At 40.1% G+C, this 26,725-nt stretch carries 20 protein-coding genes and 1 pseudogene; 15 read left to right on the top strand and 6 right to left on the bottom strand.

The annotated features are described in order from the left end of the window. The first annotated feature begins 76 nt into the window (after window positions 1–76). Complete coding sequence (locus LH29_RS19005) at window positions 77–2,926, top strand: PD-(D/E)XK nuclease family protein (RefSeq protein ID WP_045032859.1); 2,850 nt, start codon at window positions 77–79, stop codon at window positions 2,924–2,926. A 59-nt stretch (window positions 2,927–2,985) separates the two neighbouring features. Here the strand turns inward: LH29_RS19005 and LH29_RS19010 are convergent, their stop codons facing one another. Then, on the bottom strand, window positions 2,986–3,615 hold the full coding sequence (locus LH29_RS19010; RefSeq protein WP_052671089.1) for a M14 family zinc carboxypeptidase: 630 nt from the start codon (window positions 3,613–3,615) through the stop codon (window positions 2,986–2,988). 3 nt (window positions 3,616–3,618) lie between these two features. Then, window positions 3,619–4,311: a tRNA (guanosine(37)-N1)-methyltransferase TrmD gene (gene trmD, locus LH29_RS19015; RefSeq protein WP_045033187.1), complete on the bottom strand. Its 693-nt coding sequence runs from the start codon at window positions 4,309–4,311 to the stop codon at window positions 3,619–3,621. Between the two features lie 521 nt (window positions 4,312–4,832). On the opposite strand from trmD, the gene LH29_RS19020 reads away from it, so the two are divergent. Continuing rightward, window positions 4,833–5,279 (top strand): Hsp20/alpha crystallin family protein, encoded by a 447-nt coding sequence (locus LH29_RS19020; protein ID WP_052671090.1) that lies wholly within the window; start codon window positions 4,833–4,835, stop codon window positions 5,277–5,279. Window positions 5,280–5,465: 186 nt separating this feature from the next. Here LH29_RS19020 and LH29_RS19025 read toward each other — a convergent pair whose 3' ends face one another. From LH29_RS19025 to tnpA, 3 genes and pseudogenes are all read right to left on the bottom strand, one after another. After that, a complete protein-coding gene (locus LH29_RS19025) occupies window positions 5,466–6,749 on the bottom strand; it encodes an outer membrane protein assembly factor BamB family protein (RefSeq protein WP_045032860.1) in 1,284 nt (427 codons plus the stop codon). Between the two features lie 59 nt (window positions 6,750–6,808). Next, window positions 6,809–7,522, bottom strand: coding sequence for an XRE family transcriptional regulator (locus tag LH29_RS19030; RefSeq protein WP_045033189.1), 714 nt, complete (start codon window positions 7,520–7,522; stop codon window positions 6,809–6,811). Between the two features lie 60 nt (window positions 7,523–7,582). After that, window positions 7,583–8,016 (bottom strand): annotated as a pseudogene (tnpA, locus tag LH29_RS25165) (IS200/IS605 family transposase). A 334-nt stretch (window positions 8,017–8,350) separates the two neighbouring features. On the opposite strand from tnpA, the gene dinB reads away from it, so the two are divergent. The 11 genes from dinB (at window position 8,351) to LH29_RS19090 (ending at window position 21,596) form a co-directional block, all read left to right on the top strand. Continuing rightward, window positions 8,351–9,565, top strand: coding sequence for a DNA polymerase IV (gene dinB / locus LH29_RS19040; RefSeq protein WP_045032862.1), 1,215 nt, complete (start codon window positions 8,351–8,353; stop codon window positions 9,563–9,565). A 260-nt stretch (window positions 9,566–9,825) separates the two neighbouring features. Further along, entirely contained in the window at window positions 9,826–12,822 is a 2,997-nt protein-coding gene (locus tag LH29_RS19045) for a DNA polymerase III subunit alpha (RefSeq protein WP_045032863.1), read from the top strand. A gap of 188 nt (window positions 12,823–13,010) precedes the next feature. Beyond that, a complete protein-coding gene (locus tag LH29_RS19050; RefSeq protein WP_045032865.1) occupies window positions 13,011–13,814 on the top strand; it encodes a helix-turn-helix domain-containing protein in 804 nt (267 codons plus the stop codon). 115 nt (window positions 13,815–13,929) lie between these two features. After that, complete coding sequence (locus LH29_RS19055) at window positions 13,930–14,505, top strand: cupin domain-containing protein (protein ID WP_198152514.1); 576 nt, start codon at window positions 13,930–13,932, stop codon at window positions 14,503–14,505. 324 nt (window positions 14,506–14,829) lie between these two features. Next, window positions 14,830–15,870: a zinc-dependent alcohol dehydrogenase family protein gene (locus LH29_RS19060; RefSeq protein ID WP_045032868.1), complete on the top strand. Its 1,041-nt coding sequence runs from the start codon at window positions 14,830–14,832 to the stop codon at window positions 15,868–15,870. A 34-nt stretch (window positions 15,871–15,904) separates the two neighbouring features. After that, entirely contained in the window at window positions 15,905–16,672 is a 768-nt protein-coding gene (locus LH29_RS19065) for an amidohydrolase (protein WP_045032870.1), read from the top strand. 241 nt (window positions 16,673–16,913) lie between these two features. Next, window positions 16,914–17,603: an energy transducer TonB gene (locus LH29_RS19070; RefSeq protein ID WP_045033190.1), complete on the top strand. Its 690-nt coding sequence runs from the start codon at window positions 16,914–16,916 to the stop codon at window positions 17,601–17,603. A 33-nt stretch (window positions 17,604–17,636) separates the two neighbouring features. After that, window positions 17,637–18,392, top strand: coding sequence for an energy transducer TonB (locus LH29_RS24975; protein WP_052671091.1), 756 nt, complete (start codon window positions 17,637–17,639; stop codon window positions 18,390–18,392). 97 nt (window positions 18,393–18,489) lie between these two features. Beyond that, window positions 18,490–18,876 (top strand): BlaI/MecI/CopY family transcriptional regulator, encoded by a 387-nt coding sequence (locus LH29_RS19080; RefSeq protein ID WP_045032872.1) that lies wholly within the window; start codon window positions 18,490–18,492, stop codon window positions 18,874–18,876. Next, window positions 18,869–20,287 (top strand): M56 family metallopeptidase, encoded by a 1,419-nt coding sequence (locus LH29_RS19085; protein WP_045032873.1) that lies wholly within the window; start codon window positions 18,869–18,871, stop codon window positions 20,285–20,287. Before LH29_RS19080 ends, LH29_RS19085 begins: the two co-directional genes overlap by 8 nt. 58 nt (window positions 20,288–20,345) lie before the next feature. Further along, the gene (locus LH29_RS19090; RefSeq protein ID WP_082063845.1) at window positions 20,346–21,596 is read left to right on the top strand and encodes a tetratricopeptide repeat protein; all 1,251 of its coding nucleotides are present in this window, start codon (window positions 20,346–20,348) and stop codon (window positions 21,594–21,596) included. 15 nt (window positions 21,597–21,611) lie between these two features. Here the strand turns inward: LH29_RS19090 and LH29_RS24070 are convergent, their stop codons facing one another. Next, window positions 21,612–22,559, bottom strand: a complete 948-nt coding sequence (locus tag LH29_RS24070; protein WP_052671092.1) for a helix-turn-helix transcriptional regulator — start codon at window positions 22,557–22,559, stop codon at window positions 21,612–21,614. A 210-nt stretch (window positions 22,560–22,769) separates the two neighbouring features. On the opposite strand from LH29_RS24070, the gene LH29_RS19100 reads away from it, so the two are divergent. Then, window positions 22,770–23,483: a hypothetical protein gene (locus LH29_RS19100; RefSeq protein WP_045033193.1), complete on the top strand. Its 714-nt coding sequence runs from the start codon at window positions 22,770–22,772 to the stop codon at window positions 23,481–23,483. Between the two features lie 101 nt (window positions 23,484–23,584). Next, window positions 23,585–26,467 carry a TolB family protein gene (locus tag LH29_RS19105; protein ID WP_045032876.1) on the top strand — a complete coding sequence of 961 codons (2,883 nt, stop codon included), beginning with the start codon at window positions 23,585–23,587 and terminating at the stop codon, window positions 26,465–26,467. Window positions 26,468–26,725 lie beyond the last annotated feature (258 nt).

Here is a 26,725-nt window from a genome sequence, read left to right on the forward strand (position 1 = left end):
GAAAATTTTATTGCATCAATTTCTTGTTTATTCAGGCTAAACTATGAACTTTAAGCCCTGAACGATGAACTGAAGTATGGAACGATTTCTCTCGCAATGCGCTAAATTTATTTATCAAAAACATCAAAACGAGTTAAAGGATCTTTGTGTGGTTTTTCCTAACCGCAGAGCCGGCGTTTTTTTTACTCATTATTTGCAGAAAACTGTTGATGGTGCGGCGATTGGCCCCAATACGACTACGATAAATGAGTTGATGGCATCGTATTCTTCCATGCAAAAAGGCGAGAAGCTGCAGCTGATTTCTTTGCTTTATGATGTGTTTCTGAAGAACACCAAAACCACTGAAACCTTTGATGAGTTCTACTTCTGGGGCGAAATTCTGCTGGCAGATTTTAATGATATCGATCGTTACCTGGTTAATGCCAAAGATCTGTTTACCAATGTTTCTGATCTGAAAGAAATAGAATCGGTGTTTGATTACCTCACCGACGAGCAGAAAAAAGCGCTGGAGCAGTTTTGGGGAAGTATGGCCGTGGTGGATAAAAAAGGTTTCAAAGAAAAATATATATCGATTTGGGATAAGTTGTATCCCGTTTATCAGGATTTTAAAAAGCAGCTGGCCGAAAAACAATTGGCTTACCCCGGAATGCAGGATCGGGAAGTGGCTGAACATCTGGATGACGAAAAAAAGAGTTTCCCGTACAAAAAATATTATATCGTAGGCTTGAATGCACTGAATGCCTGCGAAAAGCGATTCTTTAAGCATCTGCAAAGTTTGGGAAAGGCAGAGTTTTTATGGGATTACGATGAGTCGTATCTCAACGATCAACAAAATGAAGCCGGCCATTTCTTGAGAACAAACTTGGTGGAATTTCCGCAGCCTGACGATTTTAAGTTGGACGTAACATGTTTTAATCATCGGAAAAATATGAAAATGGTTGCTGTTTCGTCGGTTTACGGGCAGGCGCAACAGATTCCTAATTTTCTGGATGAAACAAAAAAGTCGTACAAAAAAGAGTTTGACAATACCGCGATTGTGCTTGCCGATGAAAGTCTGCTGTTTTCGGCGCTGGGTGCCGTGCCGGCGAATATCGATAAGGTAAATGTTACGATGGGGTATTCGGTGCGAAATTCGGTGGTTTACGGCTTTTTAATGTTGCTGGTAACGCTGCTGAAGAACAAACGAAAAGAAGGCGATAATTCTGTGGCTTATTACCGCTATGTTACCGATGTGCTGAATCATCAGTTGTTGGGCGATACCGCGAGTGATGCTGCAAAGGCATATATTAACCAATTAAAAAATTACAACCGAATTACGGTGCCACTTGCCGAGATTGATTTCTCGCCATTGCACAAACAAATATTTACGCTTCCGGAAAAAACGGCGGATTACAGTTCGTACTTCTTAAATGTGCTTGCCGCATTTTATGGTCATTTAAAAGATAGTGAGATTGATAATGCAATGTTGCTGGAGCTTATCTATTCTATTTATCAGGCCATTGAAAAGCTAAAAGCCGTTGTTAATGACGTGTTGAGTGAGCAGCAGCGGGAAATTAGTGAGGCTGTTTATTTCCGATTGTTTTCGCAGTATTTGGGGCAGGTTTCGGTAGCTTTTGAAGGCGAACCGTTAAGTGGCATGCAGGTAATGGGAATTTTGGAAACCCGCTGTCTGGATTTTGAAAACCTGATCATTCTCGGGTTGAACGAAAATAAATGGCCACGAAAATTCACAGCACCGTCGTTTATTCCTTTTAATATTCGTTTGGGATTTGGATTACCGGGTATCGATGAACAGGATGCCATGTATGCCTATTATTTTTATCGTCTTGTTCAGCGTGCAAAAAATATTACGGCTACCTACAGTGTTGTGAAAGAAGGAATCGGAACAGGAGAGCTAAGCCGTTACGGTTACCAGTTGCAGTACGATTCAGTGCATAAACCTGCTATGCTGAACCTAGATTTTTCGTTTTCGAATGATCCGGTAGAGGAGATTCGCATAAAAAGTTCGAAAGAAGTAGTGGCGAAACTGCTGGCTAATAATTCCGAGGATCACCCGCTTTCGCCAAGTGCGATAAATACATACCTGAATTGTAAGTTGAAATTTTACTATCAGTATGTGGTTCGTTTACCGGAGCCTGAGGAAGTGAAAGAAGAAATTGACGGCGTTGTTTTTGGTAATATTTTTCACGATACGCTTGAAGAGCTGTATAAGCCGTATGTTGGTAGGGTTGTTGAGAAAAGTAATATCGAGAAAATTCAAAAAGACCGTGTGTGGCTGGAGAACGAGGTGACCAAACAGATTGCCATTCACTATTTGAAAAAGAAACTTCCGTTAAAAGGCGAAATTAAGCTGGAAGGTAAAACCTTGCTGATTTTCGAGAATGCTATAACCTACTTGCGCCAACTTTTGAAAATTGATAAGGAAATGGCGCCATTTACCGTTGTTAGTCTGGAACAGCGCTACAAACGTTGGATACAAGCCGGCGATAATAAAATATGTGTTGGTGGAATGATCGACCGTGTTGACCGTGCTGATGGCGTGACCCGGGTGCTCGATTATAAAACCGGAAATGTAAAAACAACGCGTTTTAAAGCGGTTGACGAGCTGTTTGAAAGAGATGCAAAAGAGCCGAAAAAGGAGATTTTGCAGGCTTTGATCTATTCGTGGGGATTGGCAACAGAAACAAATGCCGCAGAAATTCAGGCGGCTATTTACCCTTTGCGCAGTTTATTTGCCGAGAATTTTACGGCGGCAGTGCAAATGAATTACAAAGATTTTTTCTTTGACGAAGTAGCTGAAGAATTTGAAGGTGAATTGGCCGGTTTAGTTTCCGAAATCTTTTCGGAAGATAACGAATTTGCACAAACAGAATACGATAAAAAGTGCGAGTATTGTGCTTATCGCGGAATTTGCAGAAGGTTTTGATAAGCCTGAAGCACGAAGCTTGAAGAGAGGGCCTGAAAACTGTTTACTGAGACTGTAAACTAATAAACGGCCAACCAGTTAAAAATCTTTTCCGTTTTCTTGTAAATGCTTTCGTAATCTTCTTCGTCGTCGTATTCAAGAGTGATGGTAGGTATGTTGCGTTCAACACCGCAGTAAGTGCCAAACGATCCGGGAGTAGGGTATCCCAAGTCTGCAATTACCGGATAATCACAAAATTCCGAAATTTTCTCAGCCAGTTCTTTTGCCGGGCCATCGTAGTTCACACATTTTAATGGTGCATGGAGTGTAAGGATGATGTCGGGTTTTAATTCTTTCAATATCTCGGTCATCTGACGGGTTGTAAGTTCCGATGCCGCATGTGTTCCCGAGTAAAATTCATCTTTTTCCGTTTCAATCCAGTTTTTTGTGGGGTAGTTTCGGTTTAAATCCACACCATTTTGATTTACACGAACGCCGCGCTCTTTGCCCCAATGATTTAAACAGGGAATAAAAAACAAATGATTTTTTGTGTCAGACAGATTCCCGTTTTCAAGATATCTGTTGATTACATATTCTCCCTGAGGTTCCTCCCCATGAAAAACGCCAATTATCAGAATATTTTTAGCTTCAGTATGGTTCGAGCTTCTTTTAATTACCTCAATTGTGTTGAATGGTGCTGTATTTGGCATAAATTAATCTTCTCCTAAATACTTTTTGTATAAGTCGGGACGCAATGTTTTAGTTCGTTCAATAGCTTGGTCGTGTTTCCAGTCATCAACCAGTTTATCATTTCCGCTGAGTAGAACTTCTGGTACTTTCATACCTTTATATTCAGCCGGACGTGTATAAACGGGCGGACTCAACAGGTGGTCCTGGAACGAGTCGGTAAGGGCGGATGTTTCGTCGGAAAGTACTCCTGGCAAAAGGCGAACAACAGCATCAGTAATTATTGCTGCAGCAAGTTCGCCGCCGGTTAGCACAAAGTCTCCAACCGATATTTCTTTTGTAATATAGGTGTCCCGAATTCGTTGGTCGATACCTTTGTAATGTCCGCAAAGAATGATTAAATTTTGCTTTAGCGAGAGTTTATTGGCTTCCTGTTGGTCAAAAACTCCTCCATCAGGTGTTGTAAAAATTATCTCATCATAATCGCGTTCGGCTTTTAATGTCTCAATCGCTTTTTCAATAGGTTGAATGGCCATTACCATGCCTGCGCCCTTGCCAAACGAATAATCATCTACTCGTCGGTGTTTGTCTTCCGAATAATCGCGTAAATTATGAATATGTATTTCTGCCAGCCCTTTATCCTGTGCCCGCTTAATGATTGAATGACTAAACGGACTTTCAATAATTTCCGGTAAAACTGTTATAATATCAATCCTCATTTCTGGAAAAATTTTGCGCAAAGGTAATAACCTGAATTCAATTCTAAAATATTCTCACAGAAAGTCATAATTGCGTCAGATTTGTATTTTATTTTTTGCAGGAATAACGGGTTATTTCAAAAAAATTAAAATGCATAGATGGCGTAAGAAGGACTTTCTTTACAGGCTTTGCTCTTTTTGCCATAAACTTCCCCCAATTTTCTTGAATTATCTCGATAGTACTTCGAAAACCGGTGGAAGTTTCTGACTATAAATAGCTAAAGCTGTGACTTATTTTAGAATTGAACTCAGGTTAATAATATTTTCAGCTTTGATTGATCCTCATTAAACATCTATAAAACTGAACAAAGTGTCAAATAGGCATGATTTAAATAATAATTCGGTCAATATGACATTGTGTTTATGGTCAAAAATGATAAGATCGGCAGAAAAAGTTTGTTGGAACAGGAATTGATTTATGGCATGCAGTAATTTGAAAACAAAATTTTAAACAAGAATTTAAAATATTAGGAGGAAAAGTCATGAATTTAGTAAGATTTGAAAACCCACGTTACAACGTAAACAGAACTTTAGTTGATGAATTATTCAACAATTTCCTGAGAAACGATTACCACGAAAACTACGTAAATAAATGTGGTGCATCGCCCGCAACCAACATTTTTGAAACAGAAAAAGAATTTAAGATCGAAGTATTGTTGCCAGGTTTCGTAAAAGAGGATCTTCAGCTAAATGTTCACAAAAATGTATTGACCGTTAAGGTTGAAAAAGAAGAAAAGGAAAACGACGAGGTTTACAAATATGCACACCGCGAGTTTGGTGCAAAAAATTTCGAAAAGAAATATCGTTTGCCAAAATCGGTTGATACTGAAAAGATTAGCGCAAAATTTGAAAATGGAATTTTAAACATTGAACTTCCGAAAAAGGAAGAAGCGCTTAAAAAAGAGCCCGTTGAAATTAAAGTGTCATAATTGGTTTTTAGAGGAAAGTTAATAACGCAGAAGCCTGTTTTTGTAGAAATACGAAAGCAGGCTTTTTTATGTGTATGTGGTAGAGTCGAATTTCAGTGAACAATTGAAAGTATTAGTGTATTGAAAATAAAATGGCGGGAACCAATCAATTCTGGTTCCCGCCATTTTTATACAAGAGACAATTAATTATTCTTCAAAACAATACAGGCTTTCAAATCCTCTTAAAATAAGTTGGTTATCAACAAATACCGGCGATGCATGGAAGTCGTCATCAAGTTCGTTTGAGGCCAGGATTTCAAAATCCTCACCGGCTTTAATAACTAAACAGATTCCTTTCGCGGCAATGTAAATTTTTCCATCGGCTCCCGAAGGAGATGAAAAAATAGTGCTTATTCCTTCCAGTCTTTCTTTGGAGTAAAGAACGCTTCCGTCTTTTGCATCAAGACAGGTCATCACTCCATTGTTTGCACGTAAAAAATAAAGCTTGCCATCCATCAGCAGAGCACATGGCGTATAGGGTGTATCCTGGTTATATTCCCATATTATTGCGTCAGTTCCGGTGATATCGCCACTGGCTTTTGTTAAATCTATTGCCTGCAGAGCTGCTCCTCTAAAGCCACTCGTTACATACAACATGTTATTTTCAACCATTGGTACCGGTATTACATTGCCGGTCATTCCAGTTGACGACCATAAAACGTTTCCGTTCTCATAATCGTAGCTCCGAATTGCTGTTGTTGCACTGGTTATTACCTGAGTTTTTCCGTTGGCCTCCACAACAAAAGGTGTCGACCAGCTGGTGGGTTCGTCGCGTTCCATTTTCCAAATGTCGTTACCGTTTTTTTTATCAACACAATATATCCATGAGTCACCTTCATGATCCCATTGTATAAAAAGCCGGTCTTTGTAAAGGTATGGCGATGCACCATCGCCAAAGTTCATGCGCTTTTCCATTGTTCCGAAATCGCGTTTCCAGATAATATTCCCTTCGAAATCAAGGCAGTACAGTCCAAACGATCCGAAGTAGGCATAAATCATCTCGCCATCGGTACAGGGTGAATTCGAGGCCCAGCTGCTTAATTCATGAATTTTGCCTTGAGGAAGATCGGTGGCAACCGTTTTTTCCCAGATAATACTACCATCGTTTCGGTTCACCAGAACTACGTTAAAATTGTGATCGACATTAGGCGAAACTTGCGGATCGGCAGACGAATCAGTTGGAACAGCTGTTAAAATTATGATCTTGTCCTCGTAAACAATTGGTGTAGCGTTTCCTCTGCCAGGTATTGCGGTTTTCCATTTCAGATTTTTGGTTTCATTGAAATCAATCGGGGGATTTGCTTTTACCGCCACACCGTTGCCCAGCGGGCCTCGCCATTGCATCCAGTTATCGTCGGCCTGAGGTTGTGCTTTGCTCGTTGAAACAGCAAAAAGAAAAAGAAGAGAAAATAGAATGAACTGAGATTTCATGGTAAAAATTTTTGGTTTATTTTGATTTTGACTGAAAATACACTTTTTAGTTTAAAACCCTAATCGCTTTCTACTTCAAAACTGTTTACGGTTTCAAATTGCCAGATTTCCATCACCTGCGAAACCGCAATTTCGTAAGGTGAATAATTTCGGTTTAACGAAACCAGTAAGAATTTTTTATCTTTTAATCGTTTGTAAACCAGCTTAAAAACTACACCATCATCCTGAGTTACAACAATGCAGGCTTTGCCATCTTTAATGTTGGTCCAGTCTTCGGTAAACGAACAGGTTACCCACGAGTCTTCTTTTATGGGCAGCATCGAATCGCCCTGAATTTGGAAAGTGCGGTATGTTTTGTCTTCCGGAAGAAACGGGAGTCTGAATTTGGGTAGCGACGCAATAAAATCCAAATCGCCATAGCTGTTGGTATAACCGGCCTGTGCCTTTACCGGAACCATTTCAATGTTTTCTTTGCCTTCTTTATCCACAGAGATCGTCAGTAGCCGGAGTTTTCGTCCGGTAACATCTACATCAAATCCTTTTTCTATTTGCGAAAGTTGTTCTTCCGACAAAACTTCCAGCCGGTATTTTATCAGTGCATCGAGCGATACATTAAAGTACTCCGATATTTTTATCAGCACCGGAAAAGGTGGCTGCACATTTTTTTCGTACCCGGAAAGGGTAGTACGCGTTAATCCCAGTTCGGTTGCCAGATCCATTTGCGATCTTTTGCGCCGTTTACGTAGGAATTTTAGATTGTTTGCGAAATGCATAGTTTCTTGTTTTGCGCCATGCTTTAGCTTGGCGATAATAATTGACAATTAAAACAGGCTTTAGCCTTTAAAAACTTTAAAGCCATAAATTTTAATGAACTCCAGATATTCTTCCTCCCAGGTTTTCTTTTTATGATGGCTTTCCTGTGTATGAATATAATTTACAACTCTCTCTATTTGTGATTCACTTACACTCACCGCAAAGTATTCTTTTTGCCAGCTTAGTTTTATGTGATTAGAAATATTCTTGTTAAACCAGAAAGATGATTCCCCCTTTATTAATTGCATAATTTTCTCAATGGTTTGATCATTTTCAACCGAAAAAGACAATGTACATGGTTATTGTACCCTCCAACAGCTTCTATTAGTATCTCTTTTTCCAAAGCATTTTTGTGGATATGCTCAAAAAGAATCTTTCTGTTCTCTTCTGAAATTATTGGTTCCCGGTTTTTTACTGCCCAGACAGCATGAATCCAAATTTTAACGTACGACATAACTTAAGATTAAAGGCTAAAGCCGTTTCTGTATTGTATCTCATAATCACCGGGCTAAAGCCGCGGTGCAAAATTTTCTTATAGTGGTAATTTCCTTTTTAGCACCATGCTTTAGCTTGGTGTAAAGAGACTGTTCAATCCAAATATGGCTTTAGCCTTTAATCGCTTTTTGCCAGATTATCAGCTTTTCAAACTTAAATTCCATAATATATATCTTAAAGGTTACACTTACTAAAAACTTCCGTCTCCCGACTTCGGTCTTCAGACTTTTATTTCCAAATATAATAAAAAATGACTAAATTATAGTCGAAAAATTGACGAAAATATCGACATTTTGAATCGAAATATTGTACATATTGATCTGGACACCTTTTTTGTGTCGTGTGAAAGGCTGATGAACCGCGAGTTGATTGGCAAACCGGTGTTGGTTGGAGGTACCAGTGGACGGGGAGTGGTGGCAGCCTGCAGCTACGAGGCGCGACAATACGGTGTACATTCGGCCATGCCCATGCAAATGGCGCGCCGGCTTTGTCCCGAGGCCATTGTGGTAAAAGGAAACAGCTCCATTTACAGCAAATTCTCCGATGAGATAACGGATATAATTAAAGAGGAAGCACCGCTTTACGAAAAATCATCCATCGACGAGTTTTATATCGATGTAAGCGGAATGGATAAATTTTACGGCTGCTACAAGTGGGCACAGGAATTGCGCCAGCGCATTATCGATCAAACACATTTACCCATTTCTTTTGGGCTGTCGACTAATAAAACGGTCTCGAAAGTAGCCACCGGCGAGATAAAACCCAATAATTTTCAGCAGATTGAATACGGGCATGAAAAAGAGTTTCTGGCGCCGCTGCCGGTGAAAAAAATTCCGATGGTGGGCGATCAGACTTACAAAATGCTGCTGAGTATGGGAATCCGTTATGTGAAAACCATCCAGGAGATGCCTATCGAACTGATGGACAAAGTGATGGGAAAGAACGGAATTGTGCTGTGGAAAAAGGCGCAGGGAATCGATAATTCGCTGGTAGAACCTTATCACGAGCGAAAATCCATTTCGTCGTCGCTGACTTTTGAGAAAGATACCATTGATGTGCAGGCGCTGAAAAACCTGCTGCTGGCCATGGCCGAAAAACTGGCTTTTTACCTGCGCAACGGAAACAAATTAACGTCGTGTGTTACGGTAACCGTGCGTTATTCCGATTTTGATACCCGCACCCGGCAAAAGCGCATTCCGTACACTTCACTCGATCATACGCTTATTCAAACCACCATGGAACTTTTTGATCAGCTGTATACGCGCCGGGTTTTGGTGCGGTTGGTGGGCGTGCGTTTTAGTCATTTGGTGGGCGGAAGTTACCAGATGAAACTGTTTGAAGACGATACCAAACTGATAAATCTGTATCAGCGCATGGATAAGATACGCAACCGCTTTGGACAAAATGCAGTGCAGCGCGCCTCAACCATGGGAACCCGTGGTATCGGACAAATGAGTAATCCGTTTAACGGCCAGCCACCGGTAATTCCGGCCCACAGGAGGATGTGAAAGAAGCTGGAAGCACGAAGTTAGAAGACTGAAGAAAGCCGACAGCATGAAAGTAGCAAGATTGATTGTAAGAAAGATTGAAAATAGATTGAGATGATTGAAAAGATTGATGTTGGGAACAAGTACCCTTCGACTACGCTCAGGGTGACACTGGCTGATTTTGCATACTGCTATTTTGCCAATTGCCTATTTCTTTTGGGATTAGATTGATTCTTGAAGCTTGCAGCTTGAAACTAATAGCTAAAAACTCGTAACTAAAAATGCTACTAAATTGCCATACCTATTACAGCTACAAATTCGGCACGCTTTCCATCGATGAGTTGATTGATGAAGCTACCGGGAAAGGTTACAGTTCGCTGGTGTTGACCGATATCAACAACACTTCGGCAATCATCGATTTTATCCGCCGTTGCGAAGGAAAAGACCTGCGTCCGGTTGCAGGCATCGATTTTAGGAACGGAGCACAGCAACAATACATTGGCATTGCCAGAAACAACAGTGGTTTTCAGAAGCTAAATGAACACCTTACCATGCATTTGCATGAAGAAGCTGATTTTGCGGAACGAGCTCCGGAAATGGAGGATGTGTATTTTATTTATCCGGTTGGGAAAGTACATCCAAAACTGTTGCGCGAGAATGAATTTATCGGTGTAAAAGCAACGCAGATCAGCAAAATATTTGGCGACCTACGCAACCACCGGGAAAAACTACTTGTGTTGCAGCCGGTTACTTTTCGCAATAAACGCGACTTTAATATCCACCGGCTCTTGCGCACGATGGACAACAATACGCTGTTGAGCCGCCTGCCCAAAAGCGAAGAAGCCAGTCCGGATGAGATAATGTTTCCGCAGGAAAAAATACGGGACGTATTTCGCGATTTTCCGGATATTATTGAAAATACGCAGCGCCTGATTAACAGTTGTTCCATTCATTTTACCTTCAAGAAAGCCAAAAACAAAAAGTGTTTTACCAACTCGCCCGAAGAGGATTTCGAATTATTGACAAAGCTGGCGAACGAAGGATTGAAGTATCGTTACAAAAGTCCTTCGGAGGCTGTGGTGGCGCGAATGGAGAAAGAGCTGGCGGTGATTCGTCAGATGGATTTTGCCTCGTATTTTCTCATCAATTGGGACCTGGTGGAGTACGCCCGCCGCGAAGGTTGTTATTATGTGGGGCGGGGAAGTGGTGCCAACAGTATGGTGGCCTACCTGCTTCGTATTACCGATGTCGATCCCATTGAGCTGGACCTGTATTTCGAGCGTTTTATTAATCCTTCGCGGCAGAGTCCGCCTGATTTTGACATTGATTTTGCTTCGCGCGACCGCGATCATATTACGCGCTACATTTTCGAACGGCATGGCTGGGATCACACAGCGCTGGTGGGAACTTACATCACATTTCAGTACAAATCGGTAGTTCGCGAGTTAGGAAAGGTGTTTGGTTTGCCTGCGCATGAAATTGAGAAACTGCAAAAGGTAAAAGATTTCGGTAGTCTTGATGAAATCAGTCGGCTGGTGTTGCAGTACAGCAAACTCATTCACGGTTTTCCGAGCCATTTAAGTGTACACTCCAGCGGGATATTGATTTCCGAAGAGCCTATCAGTACCTATTCGGCTACTATTATGCCGCCCAAAGGTTTCCCTACTGTTCACTTTAGTATGCTTGAAGCTGAAGACATTGGTTTTGCCAAATTCGATATTCTGGGACAGCGTGGTTTGAGTAAAATTCAGGATGCCATTCAGTTGGTACAGGAAAATGCAGGTGCTGAAATTGACATTCACGACCTGAAAACGTTTAAGGAAGATCCACAAATAAAAGAGCTCCTGAAGCGTGGAAATACCATCGGGTGTTTTTATGTGGAATCGCCGGCCATGCGTATGTTGCTGACTAAGCTGGAGGCCGACGATTACCTGCGTTTGGTGGCAGCCAGCTCGATTATTCGCCCGGGTGTGGCACAAAGCGGAATGATGCGCGAGTATATTCTGCGTTACCGCGACCGCAGTCGTTGTGTGGCTGCCAAAGCCGAGGCTCCGGAACTTTACCAACTGCTGGAAGAAACCTTCGGCGTGATGGTTTACCAGGAAAATGTGATAAAAGTAGCGCATCTTTTTGCCGGGCTCACGCTCGCCGAGTCGGATATTTTGCGCCGCGGTATGTCGTGGAAATTCAAACAACGCAACGAGTTTGGAAAGATCAAGGATAAATTCTTCTCCAACTGTGCCGAACGCGGTTATGCCCACGATTTGGTAAAACGTGTGTGGGAGCAGATCGAGAGTTTTGCCAATTACGCTTTTTCCAAGGGGCACTCGGCGTCGTATGCGGTAGAGAGTTTTCAGGCGCTGTTTATAAAGGCCTACTATCCGCTGGAGTATATTGTGGCCACCATCAATAACGGCGGTGGTTTTTACCGCACCGAATTGTATGTGCACGAGGCACGTATGCATGGGGCAACGATCTTCCCGCCCTGTGTTAACCGCAGCGAAATGCAAACCGTGATCGATGGAAAAGTGATTCATCTTGGCCTGGGATTTTTAAAAAGCCTGGAAACGAATACGATAAATGCGGTTTTGAACGAGCGTTACCGTGGCGGTTATTACCACAGTTTGCAGGATTTCCTGGAGCGTGTGCCCATTTCGCTGGAGCAGCTGAGTATTTTGATCCGGATTGGCGCCTTTAATTTTACCCGCAAATCGAAAAAGGAATTACTGTGGAATGCACATTTTATTCTGTCGAAATCGAAAAAAACGGCGCCCGAGCGTACTTTATTCAAGCAGGAAGTGAAGGAGTTTAAAATTCCGGAGTTGTACTATCATCCGTTGGAAAATGCTTACGATGAAATTGAACTGCTGGGATTTCCGGTTACCTGTTCACCTTTTCATTTGCTGGAAAATATGCAGTTGCCGCCAACCACTGCCGCCGATCTGGCCTTTCTGATTAACCAGAACGTGGCAATTGTAGGAAGCCTGGTGCATGTAAAACGTACCCGCACCAACGATGGCAAAAGCATGAGTTTTGGTGTGTTCATCGATTTTAAAGGGCACTGGATCGACACGGTGCAGTTTCCCGAAATTGCCGCTCGTTACCCGTTTTCGGGAGGTGGCTGCTACCTGATAAAAGGAAAAGTGGTAGAAGAATTTGGCTTCCTCAGTATTGAAGCCACCCAAATCTACCGTTTGCCCAACGAAAATATGGAAGAACCGTCGACACGGTTAAAAGCGCCGGATAAAAGTAGGTTATTGGGGACAAATTATGTATAGAATGCGGATGTAGCAGGGAAAGTAGAATGATACATTTTAAAGAAGTGCGTTTAAACTGTTCTTTTTATTGTTGAAAACAAATTGTTAGTTGTAGGGTTATGAGATGGGGAATATGTACCTAAAAAACATATTTGAATTTATTGAATATTCGAAGCTATTTTATTTCATAGCTTCTAAAAAGCTGGCAAATGATAAATGACCAAATCAAAATATCAAAGATAGTTCAGAGTCGACATATTAAACCACAAGGTAATTACTACTCAATAATTTGGATTAGAGGAGCTGTGAAAGGAATACTGATTAATAAGGTTTTATATGAGAATATAGCCAATACCATGTTTTTTCTAAATCCCAGTTTCGAGTGGGAAATAATTAAAGAAAATGAAGCTCAATCAAGCGGATATATTATGTATCTGTCAGATCCTATTATGAATCAGCCAGTGTTAAGCAGACTTGAAATAAATGTGGTTAGAATTCTTCACTCCGATACAGTTCATCGGGCACAACTGGCTCCGGGTATAGAAATTAGGGTGCAAGCAGTTTTAGAGATGTTGGATGAATTATTAACCACAAATCTAAATCACAAAGAGGATGCAATAATGGGGCTCGTTAACACTTTCTTTGTATACTGCGATGGGCAATGCAATATAAAATCGCCAATAAGCAAACACAGCAGTAAAGCAACTTTGGTTTATAAATTTAAAAGACTCCTTAGTGAAAATGTTACCGAACTTCAAAAAGTTAACGATTATTCTGATAGGCTAAACGTATCATCAACCTATTTAAACGAGAGCATTAGAGAAGTGTTGGGAGTGAGTGCAAAAAGCCTGATTATAGAACAGCTTGTGATGCGATCCAGGCATGCATTAAAATTTACCGATAAAAGTTCAAAAGAAATCGCTTATGAACTGGGGTTCTCCTCTCCTGAATATTTTACTGCTTTTTGTAAAAAGCATATTGGTTACTCTCCTTTGGAGTACCGAAAATTATAATGATTTCCATTTTCTAAGATTTTACCCCGAAAATTACATTTACATACCTTATTGTCTTTTTATCTTTGAATAGCGCAAAAAGATAAATTAAAACACGTGAAAAGAGTACTCTTTATTGGAATTATTATATCTAAATAGTAAAATTATGAATAGAAAGACATTTATTAAAAGCACAGGAATTGGTTTAAGTTTAGCAATGTTTCCTGTCTTTTCTCACGCAGAAGTAAATTCAGATAAAAATTCAACATCAAGCAAACTCGATCCCAAAATAGTTCGAAATGAAGATGGGGAAATTCTTAATGTAATCGGAGATATTCAAACGCATAAATTGCTCGGAAGCGATACAAATAACCAAATTGTTGAATGGGTTGATAATGTTGAGCCCGGTGTTGGTATACCGCCACATATTCACACAAAAGAAGATGAAATTTTTCGTGTGATAAAAGGGCAAATTGAGATAATGGTTGATGGAAAAATTACAGTTTTAAATGCTGGTGATGTTGCTTTTGCCCCCAAAAACTTATCGCACTCATGGAAGGTGGTAGGTACAGAAAAAGCACAAATGATAACTAGTGCTTTTCCTGCAGGTATTGAAAAAATGTTTAACGAACTGTCTAAACTCCCTCCAGGTCCGCCCGATTTTGAAAAAGTTGCAAAAATATGTGCAGACCAGGGAATTACATTTGTTTAATATAAGTGCCTCTCAGTAAGGTTTTTAAATACAAAAAAAACGGTTCAATTAGTTGAATAAATCCTGAGTTTTTAATGCCGGAACTAATTATATGAATAAACTGAACCACATCAAAAATCTGAAAATCTTTAGCACTTTGAAATTACCGGCACTTCGCTGTTGAAAAGTCATGTAAGAGTGGACAATAATTTTTCCTTTTTCCAATTTCTTCTAACTACATTTGAGTTCGTCAAGATATTGTGAAACTTAAAAAATAGGAAAGATTGATTTGGGAGTTGGAGACTTTTCTTCAGACTTCTGTCTTTGGTCTTCCGGCTAATTCAAATGAAGGCTGTTTATTACGAAGAATTTCAGGGAAAAGTTGATATCAAGGAAGTTCCCAATCCAACGGTTTCTCCCGATAGTGTGATCGTTAAAGTTGGAGCCACCGGGCTTTGTCGCAGCGACTGGCACGGTTGGATGGGACACGACCCGGATATTGTTTTACCACATGTTCCGGGGCACGAATTGGCAGGAACAATTGCCGAAGTTGGATCGGAAATCAAAAACTTTAAAGTTGGCGACCGCGTTACTGTTCCCTTTGTAAGTGGTTGTGGATGCTGTCCCGAATGCCAGACGGGTAATCTGCAAGTGTGTGATAATCAGTTTCAACCAGGATTTACTGCCTGGGGATCTTTTGCCGAGCTGGTGGAAATAAAATACGCCGATATTAACCTGGTACATTTGCCCGGTGAGATTGATTTTGTAACAGCTGCCAGCCTGGGGTGCCGGTTTATCACCTCGTTTCGTGCGGTTATCGACCAGGGGAAAGTTACAGCCGGACAATGGGTAGCAGTGCATGGTTGTGGGGGAGTAGGTTTATCTGCCATAAATATTGCATCGGGTGCAGGCGCCAATGTAATTGCCGTTGATATTGATGATACAAAATTGCAACTGGCTAAAAAGTTAGGCGCAAACATTCTGATCAACGCAAAAGAAACACAGAATGTTCCGACCGAAATTATAAAAGTTACCGGTCGCGGAGCTCATCTTTCCATCGATGCGCTGGGCAGCCAGGAAACCTGTTTTAATTCCATTTCCTGTTTGCGAAAACGGGGAAAACATGTGCAGGTTGGTTTAACAACTGCCGATCATAAACACCCAAAAGTGCCAATGGATAAAGTAGTGGCTCACGAAATTGAAATTCTTGGAAGCCACGGTATGCAGGCATTTCGTTACAGCGCAGTATTCGAAATGATAAAAGCAGGCAAGGTACATCCTGAACTCATGTTGGGCAAAACTATTTCATTGGAAGAAGCACCTGAGGCTCTGGTGAATATGAACAACTTTGAAAATCTGGGAGTTACTGTGATTGATAAATTTTAATTTGCGCTTATCCGCTTAATCTGCGAGAAACAAAATGGAAAACCTAAAAATTACCGTCATACAACCCGATATAATCTGGGAGAATCCAGACGCAAACCTGAAAAAATATTCGGAATGGTTTGATAAAATTAACGAGACAGACGTGATCATACTTCCTGAAATGTTTACCACCGGTTTTTCAATGCATCCGGAAAAGTTAAAGGAACAAATGGATGGCCCATCTATAAAATGGATGCAGCAAGTAGCTTCGGATAAAAATGCGGCTGTGGTTGGAAGTCTGATCATCGAAGAGGATGGAAAGGTGTATAACCGTGCGATTTGGGCATTTCCTGAAGGTAAAACAGAAACGTACGATAAACGCCACTTATACAGCATGGGGCAGGAGCATTTGCATTATACGCCCGGAAAAGATAAATTGATTGTTGATTATAAAGGCTGGAAATTCTGTCCGCAAATTTGTTACGACCTCCGTTTCCCGGTTTTTGCAAGAAACCAGGAAGATTACGATGTGATATTTTATATTGCCAACTGGCCATCGCCACGGCATCATGTCTGGAAAAACCTGCTCATTTCAAGAGCTATTGAAAATCAGGCCTATTGTTTTGGTGTTAACCGTGTTGGAACGGATGGTACCGGTTTAAAATATCTTGGCGATTCGTCTTGTATTTCTCCAAAAGGATTTGCCGAGTTTATGGGAGAAAATGAAGCGGTAAAAACCTTTGAAATTTCCTATTCTCAACTTCACGATTTCAGGCATAAATTTCCCTTGCTTTCCGACAGGGATAACTTTAAAATTCTATAAGACAGCTCCTTTTTCGTAATTCCCACACAATCTATAACTAAAAATATAGTTCTGTAATAAACAGTAATACAGTCTATTGAGATGCCATAGTTTTAAATAACTAAGAATTTAGTTTGTAAACTAAAATATTAGTTATATGTTTGTTCAAGTAACGGATAACTGAAAAATGGCCATACAAAAGATGTTGTTTTTACTATTAATGAACGGTAAACTTTAGAGTAATAACAAAAATCTGATGATTATGGAATGTAAAAAGACACAGAGAGCAGATCTGGAAGGAAAACGAAACACCTTCTTTTTAGTTGGTTTAGTAGTTGCGCTGGGAACCATGTTACTGGCTTTTGAATGGACAACGTCGCCCAAAAAAGCAGATTCCCTGGGAATGATTCAATCGTTTGAAATAGAGGAAGAAATTATTCCCGTAACACGAGAACCGGAGGTGAAACCACCGCCGCCGCCGCCACCTCCTAAAGTAATTGAGGTGTTAAATATCGTTGACGATGATATTGAAATTGAGGATGAACTTTTAATAGAGGACACCGAAGCTGATGACGAAACCATTATTGAGGTGCAGCCAATAGTGGAAAGTATGGATGAAGAAGAAGAGGCCGTTGATGAAATATTTGTGATTGTGGAAGAGTCTCCGGAATTTCCGGGCGGTACCAAAGCCTTGTACCAGTACATCAATTCGCATGTACATTATCCGGTAATAGCACAGGAAAATGGAATACAGGGAAAAGTATATGTAAAATTTGTAGTAGATGAAAACGGAAAAGTTAACAATGCAGAAGTGCTGCGACCTGTAGATGCGTCGCTGGATAAAGAAGCACTACGCGTAATAAACAGCCTGCCTCGTTTTAAACCCGGTAAACAACGCGGTAAACCTGTTAAAGTGTACTACAATGCGCAAATAACATTTAAGCTGCAGTAAGCAATTTTAAAATAACCACTAATAAAAAGAATTATGAGAAAATTTGTTTTAATTATCTTGGGTTTGATGCTGACAATGAGCGTATTTGCCCAGGAGGACAATAAGGAAAAAGGCGTATTTCAAGTTGTTGATGATATGCCCGTATATCCGGGAGGAGATATGGCTCTTCGAAACGACATTGCATCGTTGGTAAAATACCCGGTTGTCGCTAAAGAAAATGGTATACAAGGTAAAGTCTACGTTTCTTTTGTGGTAAACAAAGAGGGAAAAATTGAAGATGCAAAAATAGCACGCGGTGTTGATCCGTCGATTGATAAAGAGGCATTGCGGGTAATTAATGCGCTCGACAAAACCTGGAAACCCGGTAAAGAAGACGGAGAACCGGTTAAGGTAAGCTACACGGTGCCTATTAAATTTGCCCTTGGCGAAGATAAATCAGACGAGAAAAAAACATACTACGGAGAAGGGGAAAACAAGGTATATTATATTGTAGACGAGATGCCTCAATTTCCGGGTGGCGACGAAGCGCTTAGAAAGTACATTGCCAATGCAGTCACTTATCCGGATGTGGCCCAAAAGAACGGTATTGCAGGAAAGGTATATATTTCTTTTGTTGTTGAAAAAGACGGTACGGTAGGTAATGCCCGTGTAGCACGCGGAGTTGATCCATCGTTGGATAAAGAAGCATTGCGTGTGGTAAAAGCTTTGCCAAAATGGAAACCCGGAGTGGATAAAGGAAAGCCTGTTCCGGTTGAATACACTGTTCCGATAAATTTCGCTTTACAGTAGCAGTGTTATTTAAACTGTACCTAAAAGAATAGTTTTTTAACTAATTTTTTAGGTACAGTTTTTGTAGTTTAGCAAAAATCATAAATAAACGAACAAAATGAAGGAACTTACCAAAGCCGAAGAGCAGGTAATGCAGTTACTCTGGAATCTTGAAAAAGCATTTGTTAAAGACATTATTGAAGAAATGCCTGTTCCGAAACCCGCGTACAATACGGTTTCTACAATTGTCCGCATTTTAGAAAAAAAAGGTTTTGTGGGGCACAATGCTTACGGTAAAACCCACGAGTATTTTCCTTTGATATCGCGAAAAGAATATACCCGTACGTTTATGAAGAATTTTATGCGAAATTATTTCAGTGGCTCATTCCAGGAAATGGTTTCGTTTTTTGCCAAAGAAGACAACATGAGTTTATCGGAACTGGATGAATTGATGGAGGATGTGAAACGCGATATAGAAAACGAAAACCGGAACACCGATGAATAATTTGATAAACTTTATTATCGAGTCGGGGATAAGCCTGTCGCTGCTGGCGCTCATTTACGTGCTGTTTTTACGTAAAGAAACATTTTTTCGTTTAAACCGGCTTTTCCTGCTTTTTTCCATTTTGTTTTCCGTCATTCTGCCATTTCTGCATTTTCGGGTTTACGCCCCTCAATCAAACATGCTTGCCGAAGTTACTGTAACACCATACCGAAATGTTTTAGAGGCAGTTACCATCTACGGTCAGGATCTTTCAGGTGCTATGGTAAATTCAATCAGTTCAAGCAAGATTATCATACTTATTTATCTGTTGGGATTGATATTCTTCCTTGGAAGAATGATTTTTCGGATCATTCAGATTTTAATGATCATCTCGAAAAATGAGATGCAACACATTGATAATTATCGTTTTGTGTTGGTTGATGAAGAAATCAGTCCGTTCTCATTTTTGGGTTATATTTTTATAAATCCGGGCATGAAAAAACAACCGGGTTACGAAAAAATGGTGACTCACGAAATGGAACACATCAAACAAGGGCATACATTCGATGTACTTATTCTTGAGATTCTTACCGTTTTTCAGTGGTTTAATCCTTTTATGTGGCTGTTAAAACGTGCAATTCGCGAAAATCACGAATATTTGGCCGATCATGCGGTACTGAGTTCAGGTATAAGTTCTGCTCAGTACAAACATTTGCTTTTAAGTCAGGCGGTTGGTATGCAGTTGGAAATTGCCAATAACTTTAATTCATCGTTGGTTAAAAAAAGGATCCAAATGATTTCAAAAATCCGGTCTTCAAAATTGGCCAACCTGAAATATATATTGGGATTTGTTTCGCTGCTGGCTTTGGTTATAATTTTTGCCTGCGAACAAAAAGAAGCACTTCAGGTAACTAAGGTTGAGGATAGTAACGAACGAAAAGTTACGGTTCGATTGCTTGATGATGGGATGAAGCTGGAGGGCAGCCAGGAAGATCTGGAATTGTTACATGCCATGCTGAATGGAAAAAGTAAATACGAATTTGATACCGATAGTACCGGATCAGTTTTTTTGGTAAAAAGCAAAGAACAAGAGCCGCGCCAGCTTGAGGAAGAAGATCAGGTATTTTTTATTGTTGAGAATATGCCGGAGTTTCCGGGGGGCGATCTCGCGTTACGCAAATACATTGCCAACTCAATTAAGTACCCGGAGATTTCTATAGAGAACGGAATTCAGGGCAAAGTTTATGTAAGTTTTGTGGTTACAGCCGAAGGCACAATTGCTAATGCTAAAATTGCCAGGGGAGTTGATCCGTCGATAGATAAAGAGGCACTGCGTGTTGTAAATACTTTACCAAAATGGAAACCCGGATATCAGCGTGGCGAGCCGGTTAATGTGAGTTATACCGTGCCAATTAATTTTGTTCTTCAATAACCTTTTGATGAATTAATACACCTCTTCAACCGATAACACTATTGAATAAATAAAAATTATGCGATTTAAAATTTTAACCCTATTGATTATTATGTTTTGTGCAGTTAGCAGTTCAATGGCACAGCGCAAAATTGATTTACTTTTAATTGAAAAGAGCTACGATAAAGCACTTCAGGAGATCGATAAAGAGTTGGTTGCAAATCCATCGGCCGAATTGTATTATAAAAAAGGTGTGGTGTATAAAAACCTGCAAAATTACCAACAAGCGTTGGAGGCTTTTATGCAAGGGCTTCAGTACGATGCCAATAATATTGTAATGCTGGAAGAAACGGCAGAGTGTTTTTCCATTTTAGGCAACAACCGCGATGCTATAGCTTTTTACGATAAAGCGCTGCAGGTTGAACCAAATAACCTGGCTATGGCCGGAAAACTCGGACGCGTTCATATTAACCTTGAAGATTATAAAACTGCTTACAATGTTTTCTCCGGTATTTATGAAAAAGACTCGTCCAACGTTTACTGGAACAAGCAGTTGGCTTATTGTTCGTACCGTGTTTTTCAGCGCGAACAGGCACGCGATCTTTACGAAAAAGTGCTTGAGGCAAATCCCCGCGATCATGGAACTTACATTAATCTGATACACTGCTATAACTGGAAAAAAGAGGCCAACGAGATAATGGCTACTATCGATTCTGGCCTGGTACAGTTTCCGGCTGATAAAGAGTTACTGTTTGAAAAAGCGATGTTTTTTTATAAAACAAAACGTTATGGCCCTGCAATGTTGCAGTTTGAAAAATACCTGGAACAGGAAAAACAACCGGCTTTTGAAACATTGATGAATTACGGCATTAGCACGTACTTTGCCGGGCACGAAGAAAAAGCGCTCGACATATTTGGCGACTTAAAACTGCTTAGTCCGAATGATCCGCTGGTGATGTACTACCAAAGTTTATGCAACCGAAAATTAAATAATTTCGAGGACGCTATTGAACTAATGACTTTTGCCATTGAAGCAACGGTACCTGATTATGTGTCGGAAATGTATCATCACCTGGGGCAAATGTACGGACAGCAACGACAGTTTAAAGAATCGATAGAAGCATTAAAAAAAGCCTACGAGCTGAATCCGGGAAAAACCGAAGTTCTTTTTGAAATTGCAACTACCTACGAAGAATACAATTCCAATAAAACGCTGGCAATGAATTATTACCGGATCTATTTGACCGAATCGGGTGAAGCGGCTAAAAATGCGATTTACGCACTTGACCGAATTGAAAAATTAAAAGAGGATCTCTTCTTTGAAGAATAACCGGGGGAGACACAGTTAAATCTCGCCGGTTTTTTCGCGAACCAGGTTGGCCAGTTGAACCCTGCTTTTTACTCCTGTTTTGGTGTAAATCCGATGATTGTGATCTTTTACGGTTTGCAAGGTGATAAACAGTTTATCGGCAATCGCCTTGTTTGATTTTCCGCTGCAAATTTCCTGAATGATTTCAGCTTCGCGTTTCGATATTTCGAAAAAGTTACAAAACGATTGAAAATCCATATTCTCATTTTCGTTTGCCGATTGATTTTTAAGGCGAACAATTGCCGGAAGTGCCAGGTTGCATGCAAATAAAAAAATTAAGGCAATACACGTAGAAATATACCCGAACCGGTTAAAAAAGAACATCACGCCTGAATAAAGTAAGGTACTGCCAATAATAATCAGTACCCGATTTTTGTTGAGTCCGCTTTCTTTTAAAATACCGGCATCTTTTGTTTTTCTGAAAAACGGTAACAGAAAAAATAAATAAACGATCAGGTTTAGCAGTACTAAAATTCGTACAACAAAAAGATCTGCATTATCAGGCACATCGATAAATTCTTTCTGAATAAGAAAAACCAGGGCAAAAGCCAACACTACAAAAGTAGGAAAGAAGGTAAAAATGAATGTTTTTGTTAGCCGGCGTCCGTTGCAATTGTTGGCAAACTTTAAAAGCATAAACCAACTTACCACCATAAACGGAATTCCAATAATGGGTATAAAAACGGCTAACTTGGCACTTAATGCATCGCTAATATCTAAATCCGCAATTACCATCCGCAAACTTATATTTCCCCAAACGCCATAAAACAGAAAGGAGAAAAGAAATATTTGCTGATACAGCAAAGTCGTGAAAATTGGCTTCTTGTTCTGCTGGTATTGCTGATAGGCAAGCATAATTCCCAAAGCCGATATTCCGGCCGAAATAATAAATGTAACTGTGTATGCTAAAATTTTAATCCACATAAAAACTACTTAAGTAGTGCATTGCAATTTTACGCACTTTGCCCGTGCAGCGCTAACTACGAAAGTAGTGAAATTACTAAATCCAACTTTAGTAGGAAGGATTTTTTTGAGATATACAGTAGATTTGAATAACAATTACAAAAAACAATGTTCAGGCGCCGAAAGGTGCCACTCAGAAAACAGAAAACAAAAACATTAAAAACAAAAACAATGGAAAGCTTAAAGTATTTTAATTTGGGACCATCGGCAGGTGGAAGTTTTAGTTACGCCTGGAGAAAAATGTTTGATAAATCATTCCTGACACTTCTGGTAGCCGTTATAATTACGGGGCTACTTAATGGCCCAGGATTTGGTTTTAGAGGCGAATGGAATGGAGGTGATTTTAATAACATTGGCCTATTGCTATTCCCAATAGCATTATTTGCATTGGCGTATGGTTTTTTATTTGTGCCTGTAATTAAATACGGCGAAAAAAAGCTGTTTTTAGCCGCCATGAGAGACGAAGAAACCGACCTAAAAGTAATGTTCGAAGGTTTTAAAACACAGTATTTAAATATTGTTTTAGCCAACTTAATTGTAGCAGCATTGGTAACGGTCGGAATATTTATGCTGGTAATACCCGGTATAATTGTGGCATGCCGACTGGTTTTTGTACCTTACCTTGTAATGGATAAGCAGCTGGATGCAATGAAAGCTGTTGAAAAAAGCTGGCAAATGACACGCGGTTATGGTTGGACCGTTTTTGGAATGGCTATTTTATCGTTCTTCATCATAATTGCCGGATTAATAGTGTGTTTCGTGGGAGTCATTTTCTCACTTATTTGGGTTCATGCTGCATTTGCAACACTTTACGCATCTATTGACGGTGAAAAAGAAGACGACAATCCAATCCCGATTTTAGGAGTTAACGAAGTAGAAGAATAAAAAACAAAACATGTTCAAGTTCAGGAGCCCGGATTTTTCTGGGCTTTTTGTTTTTATATAATTTCGTTTGTGTATTTTGGCATTTCATTTCCACTGATAAAATGAAGAAACTACTTTTATTACTTCTGGTCTTGACAACTTATGTTGTTCATGCTCAGTATTTCGATACGGGGCAAGATCCGGCGTCGTTGAAATGGCGCCAAATTAATACCACCAATTTTCAGCTGATATATCCCGATTATTATGAAGACCAGGCACAGATTCTGGCTCAAAAGCTGGAGATGGTTTACGATTTCGGAAGTTATTCGTTGAAATACAAGCCGGGAAAAATATCGGTAATTCTTCATACACAAACGGTGCAATCGAACGGTTTGGTGGCTTATGCCCCAAAACGCTCGGAGTTTTATACCACGCCGCACCAGGCCATTTATCCGCAAGATTGGTTGGAACAGCTGGCTTTGCATGAATTCCGGCACGTGGTACAGATCGATAAATTAAATGCCGAGTTACCAAAAATCATAAAAATTATATTGGGCGAGCAGGGAACGGCTTTATTGTTTGGAGCTTATCTGCCGTGGTGGTTTATTGAAGGTGATGCAGTGGTAACAGAAACAGTATTAGGCAACTACGGGCGCGGACGTTTGCCGTCATTTTTGGTGGAACATCAGGCGCAGGTGGTCGACAACAAAATATTTTCATACGATAAAGCTTACCTCGGATCATTCAAAGATTACATTCCCAACCACTATCAGCTGGGTTATTACCTGGTGGCTGGTTCACGAGAACGATATGGAAGTGATATCTGGGAGAAGGCCATAAAAAGAGTGGGCAGAAAACCTTTTTCGATCACTCCTTTCAACAGAGCTTTAAAGCTCGAAACCGGTTTAGGAAAGGTTCGGCTTTACGAATCGATATTTGACAGCCTCGCAACCGAATGGAAAAATAATGATACAAAATTCGTAGCCGATCCATCAAATCAACTTTCGAAAGAAAATAAAAGATATACGAATTATTTGTACAAACACTGGCTTAACGATAATGAAATAATTGCCTACAAAACAGGCTTGAATGTAGTTCCTTCATTTGTAAAGATCGATACAAAAACAAATAAAGAAAAGCGCGTAACAATTCCCGGATATATTTTTGAAGAGTCGGTAAATTTCAGAGGAGAATGGATCGTTTGGGCAGAAAAAGTACCTGATGTTCGCTGGTCGCACAGTGGACTTTCGCGAATTCGGATCTTAAATGCAGCTACAAAAAAAATGTATTCTGTTGCTCCTGAATTTAAGGCATTTGCTCCGGCACTTTCACCCGATTTAAAAGAGGTAGCAGTTGTGGAAACCGATTTTTCAAGTTCTAATTATTTAACGGTTTATGATATCTCGAGTGGAAAAATGAAATTCCGCTTCCAGACTGACAATAACAATTATTTCTTTTCTCCGGTTTGGTTAAACCAGCACGAATTAATATATGTGCTGCTGGATGAGAACGGAAAACATATAGCAAAAGTGAATCTGCAAAATAAGGAGCAAACTTTGCTTCCGGGAACAGCGTTGGGTGAGATTAAACAATTACAGGTTTCAGGAAACAACTTGTATTTTATTAGCAGCTACTCAGGCAAGAATGCCCTTTATATGTACGACTTAACCAGCTCTGAAATTCAACAAGTTTACGAACCTCGTTTTGATGTTGCTTATCCGGCGATAGGCCAAAGTGGAACAATTGCACTTAGCGATTATACAGGTGATGGTTTTCGGATTATTGAATTTCAACCGAAAAATGCATTACCGTTAAACGAGATTTCATCAGGCAACTGGCCATTGGCCAATACCATGCAACAGCAAGAGCCGGGCATTGTTGACTTTTCGAGTGTTGATAGCACTAACTTGTTCGCTTCGCAGACTTATAGTAAAACAAAACATCTGTTTAATTTTCATAGTTGGGCGCCTGTTTTTGTAGATCCCGACAACTATGAGTTTTTGCCCGGTGTTAGTCTGATGTCGCAAAATAAGTTGGGAACAGCTTTTACCACTTTGGGATATAGGTGGGACACCAGCGAAAAAACAGGAAATTTTTATGGCCGGTACACATATAAAGGCTGGTTCCCTGTTTTTGATTTTGAAGTAACTGGAGGTAAACGGGCATCGCAGTATTGGTTGATTCGGGAGTACCAAAACCAGGAAGGACAGGTGACAAAAAGAGATACCACGCTTCAGGATTATAAATGGAATGAAACGAATTTTAGTGCCAATATGCGTATTCCGTTAAATTTATCGAGGGGAGCATTTACGCGCTTTTTTCAACCTGAAATTGAATACCAGTTTACTCGCTACGGAAAAGAGGAGTCGACACCCGACGAGTTTAACACTGGCGATTATCAATCGCTTTCGTACCGCTTATATTATTACCAGCTTCTACGAAGAAGCCATCAGGATATTTATCCGAATTTTGGCTTTGCATTAGAAGGGAACTTTCGCCACTCGCCATGGCAATCAACCGAAATGGGGCGTTTGACTGCCGGCGCAGCCACGATGTATCTTCCCGGCCTTTTGAAAAATCACGGCATTCGTTTGTATGGAGGATTACAAGAAAAAAGTTCCGGTAATTTCTTTGGTTTTTCTGATGCGATTCGTTTTCCCCGCGGATGGACAAAAATAGAAACCGAACAATTACAATCCTTATCGTTAAATTATGCACTGCCCCTTAGTAATCCCGATTTAAGTATTGGCGGACTTACCTATGTGCGCAGAATAAGTGCAACGTTTTTTGCCGATTACGCTAATCTGCAAGGAAGCTACCATGGTGGAGAAACTCCAACAAAATTTAATGTAGATATTTCATCGTATGGTGTAGAGTTGTTGGGCGATGTTAATTTCCTTAGATTTTATGCTCCGGTGAAAATAGGAGTCAGAACTTCCTATCTTAAAGAACTGGAAGATTTTGGTTTCGATTTCTTGCTGTCTGTTGATTTTAATTCGTTATAGCCAAATTGTAAAAAAAGTATTCTACAAAATCCTAGTTTTTTAAGTAATTGATTTGAAAAAGTAGAAATTCATCGCTATTTATTCTATTTGCTCGTTTGTTTCATTTTCTTCTATTTTTCTCTAAGTGGTTAAATTATTGGTATTTATATCGCAAAATGGCCGTTTTAAAGCTTTTGAGAATTCGTCAGACCTTTGTTTGTGTGTAATGATGCGTAAATATTTACTGCATTTGACGCAATAGCACCAAAATGAAAAGGA

This window comes from Draconibacterium sediminis (assembly GCF_000949475.1).
Classification (GTDB): Bacteria; Bacteroidota; Bacteroidia; order Bacteroidales; family Prolixibacteraceae; genus Draconibacterium; species Draconibacterium sediminis.

Bases quoted from the DNA above. Each gene is read 5' to 3' on its own strand.
- LH29_RS19005 (WP_045032859.1), top strand. From the start codon at position 77: ATGGAACGATTTCTCTCGCAATGCGCTAAATTTATTTATCAAAAACAT.
- LH29_RS19010 (WP_052671089.1), bottom strand. From the start codon at position 3,615: ATGCCAAATACAGCACCATTCAACACAATTGAGGTAATTAAAAGAAGC.
- trmD (WP_045033187.1), bottom strand. From the start codon at position 4,311: ATGAGGATTGATATTATAACAGTTTTACCGGAAATTATTGAAAGTCCG.
- LH29_RS19020 (WP_052671090.1), top strand. From the start codon at position 4,833: ATGAATTTAGTAAGATTTGAAAACCCACGTTACAACGTAAACAGAACT.
- LH29_RS19025 (WP_045032860.1), bottom strand. From the start codon at position 6,749: ATGAAATCTCAGTTCATTCTATTTTCTCTTCTTTTTCTTTTTGCTGTT.
- LH29_RS19030 (WP_045033189.1), bottom strand. From the start codon at position 7,522: ATGCATTTCGCAAACAATCTAAAATTCCTACGTAAACGGCGCAAAAGA.
- LH29_RS19045 (WP_045032863.1), top strand. From the start codon at position 9,826: ATGCTACTAAATTGCCATACCTATTACAGCTACAAATTCGGCACGCTT.
- LH29_RS19050 (WP_045032865.1), top strand. From the start codon at position 13,011: ATGATAAATGACCAAATCAAAATATCAAAGATAGTTCAGAGTCGACAT.
- LH29_RS19060 (WP_045032868.1), top strand. From the start codon at position 14,830: ATGAAGGCTGTTTATTACGAAGAATTTCAGGGAAAAGTTGATATCAAG.
- LH29_RS19065 (WP_045032870.1), top strand. From the start codon at position 15,905: ATGGAAAACCTAAAAATTACCGTCATACAACCCGATATAATCTGGGAG.
- LH29_RS19070 (WP_045033190.1), top strand. From the start codon at position 16,914: ATGGAATGTAAAAAGACACAGAGAGCAGATCTGGAAGGAAAACGAAAC.
- LH29_RS24975 (WP_052671091.1), top strand. From the start codon at position 17,637: ATGAGAAAATTTGTTTTAATTATCTTGGGTTTGATGCTGACAATGAGC.
- LH29_RS19080 (WP_045032872.1), top strand. From the start codon at position 18,490: ATGAAGGAACTTACCAAAGCCGAAGAGCAGGTAATGCAGTTACTCTGG.
- LH29_RS19085 (WP_045032873.1), top strand. From the start codon at position 18,869: ATGAATAATTTGATAAACTTTATTATCGAGTCGGGGATAAGCCTGTCG.
- LH29_RS19090 (WP_082063845.1), top strand. From the start codon at position 20,346: ATGCGATTTAAAATTTTAACCCTATTGATTATTATGTTTTGTGCAGTT.
- LH29_RS24070 (WP_052671092.1), bottom strand. From the start codon at position 22,559: ATGTGGATTAAAATTTTAGCATACACAGTTACATTTATTATTTCGGCC.
- LH29_RS19100 (WP_045033193.1), top strand. From the start codon at position 22,770: ATGGAAAGCTTAAAGTATTTTAATTTGGGACCATCGGCAGGTGGAAGT.
- LH29_RS19105 (WP_045032876.1), top strand. From the start codon at position 23,585: ATGAAGAAACTACTTTTATTACTTCTGGTCTTGACAACTTATGTTGTT.